Below are 3,802 nucleotides of genomic sequence, written 5' to 3'. Positions count from 1 at the left end.
TAATGTTGAAGAACCAGAATCTGCTGAAACTACCGCATTGAAGGTATCATCGCGTTCTGTTCCTGTATAAGCAGTAGTACCTGCAGTAAGACTGAAAGTCTCACCTGGATTTGATACTGGATATTTTACTGCAACGCCATTAACTTGCTCTTTGATTGCTTCAAGAATTTGGCCTGCATTGTCTCCTGTAACTGCTTCAAGCCCTACACCAAATGTTAATTTAGCAAGGTCATCTGCAGGAACTTGTCCTTTGATTGTCTCTGCTGCATAGTCTGATACTTGAGTTTTTGTTTTGAACACTTGAAGAGCCATATTTTCGTTAGCTGTTAATTCGCCTGTTTGCTCTTTACGCTCAATTTCGCTAAAGATTGCTGTAAGAAGCTGATCTTTGCTTAATTTGTTATCAACTGCATATTGTGCCCAAAAGTTGATGCCCTCTGTATCATCAGCAAGGCTTTTGCCCAACGCATTCTTGTAAATAAGGATAACAAAATCTTTTTCAGAAAGATTCTTGATGGAAGCTGCCTCTGCTGAAGCAAGTGTTCCTGCAATACCATTGAATGAAGATCTTGTCTGTCCATCGATCGCTCTATTAAATAAAGCAACATAAACTTGAGAAGCTGTAATAGCCATAATTGTTGTCCTCCTTTTTGGACTGAAAAATTGAAAGCGGATTAATCCGCCACTAAACTATCGATAGTATTCACAATTATTTAGAATACAGGTAATTGTAACATAATTTTTTTAGGAAGTCAAGAATCTGGTAGTGTGTTGGAGTGTATCCATTAGTTTTGTATCGTGGCAACATATACCATATAATGTAGTGCTTGATATATGCCCTCATTTGTGATATTTTTCTCTTTTTTGTGTGGGGTTTTGGTGCTTGGCTATGGATTTGCTTAGTGCATTCTCTTGTGTGATAGTTTGTTTAGAATTTGTTAAGGAAAAACTAAGTAGGGGAATAATAGAATCAAACTTTGTTTATTATTTGGGATTGTATTGAGATTTAATAAAGATAAAGCTATTTTATTTATAGATGAGATTTTGGCGATTTGTTGATGACTGTAGTTAGGGCTTATAGGGGTGCTATGTATGTTAATGTATGCCTGATTTGTGCTGATTTTGCGTTAATGTGTTAATGCGTTTTTGGTGAATGTGGCGGTTTAACCCTATCTGTGAAAGAGAAAAAAGGTTTTGGTGCGCGAGAAATGGAGAATGGGGACATAAAGGCGTTATTTTTGTAGTAGGCACGATGGGATAGAGTGTTGGGGTAATGAGTAAAATATTTTTATGAGCAATTTTGTGGGGGAGGTTGTGTTATGGCGGGTATGGCTGGGGTTTTTTTAGTGTAGATTTATTTTTATATGGGAATGATAGATTTGTAATATTTTTATAAAAAGGGAAATTTTGTTTGGATATTTTCGTTTTTTTTTAGCTTTCTGTGTTCTTTTGTCTCATATTCAAAATAATTATTGGGGCATTAATATTGGCGTGGTGAGCGTCATTATATTTTATATGTTGGCTGGATTTGTTGTATCTGGGCTATTTCATAAAATATTTATTGTTAAAACGCATCCTTTTTATGATTTTTTTTGCGATAGAATTTTGCGTATTTACCCGCTATATGCCTTTGCATTGGTTGTGTGTGCAATATTTGTGTTTATAAGCAATTATGGAATGCCACATTTTTCTTGGAAAGCATTTTTTGGGCATATTTTTATTATTCCTTTAAATTATTATATGTTTTTTGATTGGAGTGTTTTGCAATCTCCAAAAAGTGAATTGAATCATTTAACTTGGTCGCTGGGGCTGGAGCTACAGGCATATTTATTGCTTGGTTTAGGCATTATGTTTAAGCGTTTATTGTGGCTTTTGTTTGGGCTATCTTTGCTTGTATTTATTGCTTCTGTGTTTGGAGTTTTGGATAGCGATATTTTTGGGTATCGATTAATTTTTGGAGTTTTTTTTATTTTTGTGATAGGGTATTTTATTGAATGTTTTTTGTTTAGGAAGACAAAGGAAAAATGGCGTTATTTTTGGGGTGTATTTTTTATCTTTTGTTTGTTTGTTGGCTTTGTTTTTGTGCAACAAAAATGGCATTTAGTTACGCTTGGTGTTCATAGTCGTGAAGTCATTTTAGGCGTTATTTTAGGAATTTTGGCACTTTTTTGTTTAGGAAAATTAAATAAGAAAATAAAAATTCCATATAATTCTTTTTTTGGAGCTTTATCGTATGGGATTTTTTTAACGCACACACCATCTATGTGGATACTGGATTATTTGGGCGTAAAGCAGTCGACTAGCTTTGGATATATTTTTACATTATTGATTTGCTCAATATTATTGGCTTTGATAGGTATTTTTACTATAGAAAGCCCTTTACAAAGCTATTTTAGGCGAAAATAGATAGTTTAGCTTGATAGACAATAACTATCATCGCTTGGAATCTTGTTGTACTCTCCCTGTGCGGGAGAATTTAGAAATATTACTTTAAATTTATAACTTTCTTTAAAAAACTTTGTGTAATATCTCTTGCACTATCAAGATTAAATAATGTGTGCGGTGCATTTGGCATAAGTATCACTAATGAAGTTTTGTTATCTTGTAGGGCTACACCACAATGCCCTAAAGCTTTTTCATTTCCTATATATGGGTTACTTGGTGAAAAAAACTTGTCGGTAGAACTCATAATGTTTAGTGTTGGAATATCGTTTGGAATATGGGAATTGCTTTCGTTTACCATATAATTATCTTCGCACGACCAACTAAAAATCATTCTTGCTACTTCTTTTGGTGCATTTTCTGCCATTTGATATCGTGCAATACTTACCGCACCTTCGCTTGTTCCAGCTAATATAATATATTTTTTATTAACCCATTTTAAATCTTTTGTAACTTGGATAGCATTTTGTAATTCTGACTGCCTAAGGGTATGGATTTTCTCATATTCTTCCTTTGGAATGGGCGATTGGTAAGTCATTCTATCCTCAAGTCGCATAGAATCTGGCGTGATTGTCGCGATTTGCATAGTTTGAGCCGCCCATTGTTGCCATTGCTTGATTGCGTCGTTAATTCCAGATGAGCCATGCATAAAGATGACAACAGGAACTTTACCTTTTGTGTTAGGAATATCCTTTAAAAATCCACTAAATGGCTTACGACCGGTTGCTTTTGCTGGTAGAGTTACCCACGCATAATCCATTGTAGATTTCAGAGATTGCGTCGTGTGCTGTGTTTGTGTGCCAAAAATTTGACCTTTACCCTCTTGTGCATAACTCATTCCAGTAAGTAAAAATACAAAAATAAGGGTTTTTGCGATATTTTGAATTTTCATTTTTTATGTTTCCTTTATGTTAAAAATTGAATAGATTTACCTATTCATTATCTATATCCATAGCCACAACTACTAATATAGTGCATTTAGAGATGATAGCACAATGCTAAAGCTAAATTCTCTATAAAAGAGTCTAGAGAACGCAAGATGAAACTTGGTATATTCATTATATCATATGTTCGCAAAATGATGGATTTCTTTTAAGCAAAAATTAACTACATAAGTAAAAATTTACTAAAATTTTTTACAATACTTTTTAAAAAGTCCTACAGATTTGTAGGATTTCTGTAGGATTTCTGTAGGATATTTTTAAAATTAAAAATTTTTAATCCTATAGAAACTTATTTTAAGGCATTTTATAAAATAAATACTTTCAGTCTTACTGCAGGTACTACTGCTTATACAGGAACAGAACGCGATGATACCTTCAATGCGGTAGTTTCAGCAGATTCTGGTTCTTCAACATTA

Annotated in this window: 3 protein-coding genes; 1 reads left to right on the top strand and 2 read right to left on the bottom strand. The window is 33.6% G+C overall.

Annotation, left to right across the window (positions count from 1 at the left end):
• A partial coding sequence (locus CCZ01_RS09700) for a DUF4214 domain-containing protein (RefSeq protein WP_146745251.1) occupies positions 1-633 on the bottom strand: 633 nt, incomplete at its 3' end.
• A 774-nt stretch (positions 634-1,407) separates the two neighbouring features.
• Here CCZ01_RS09700 and CCZ01_RS09695 point away from each other — a divergent pair.
• Positions 1,408-2,406, top strand: coding sequence for an acyltransferase family protein (locus tag CCZ01_RS09695; protein WP_181566391.1), 999 nt, complete (start codon positions 1,408-1,410; stop codon positions 2,404-2,406).
• A 79-nt stretch (positions 2,407-2,485) separates the two neighbouring features.
• On the opposite strand, the gene CCZ01_RS09690 is transcribed toward CCZ01_RS09695, so the two are convergent.
• Entirely contained in the window at positions 2,486-3,334 is an 849-nt protein-coding gene (locus tag CCZ01_RS09690; RefSeq protein WP_112053006.1) for a dienelactone hydrolase family protein, read from the bottom strand.
• Between the last annotated feature and the right edge of the window lie 468 nt (positions 3,335-3,802).

The organism is Helicobacter monodelphidis, assembly GCF_003288845.1.
Taxonomy (GTDB): Bacteria; Campylobacterota; Campylobacteria; order Campylobacterales; family Helicobacteraceae; genus NHYN01.
The sequence above is the reverse complement of the archived record's forward strand: the minus strand, read 5'-3'. Positions and strand labels throughout refer to the sequence as shown.

Excerpts from the sequence above, each read along its gene's own strand:
- CCZ01_RS09690 (WP_112053006.1), bottom strand. The coding sequence starts at position 3,334 with ATGAAAATTCAAAATATCGCAAAAACCCTTATTTTTGTATTTTTACTT.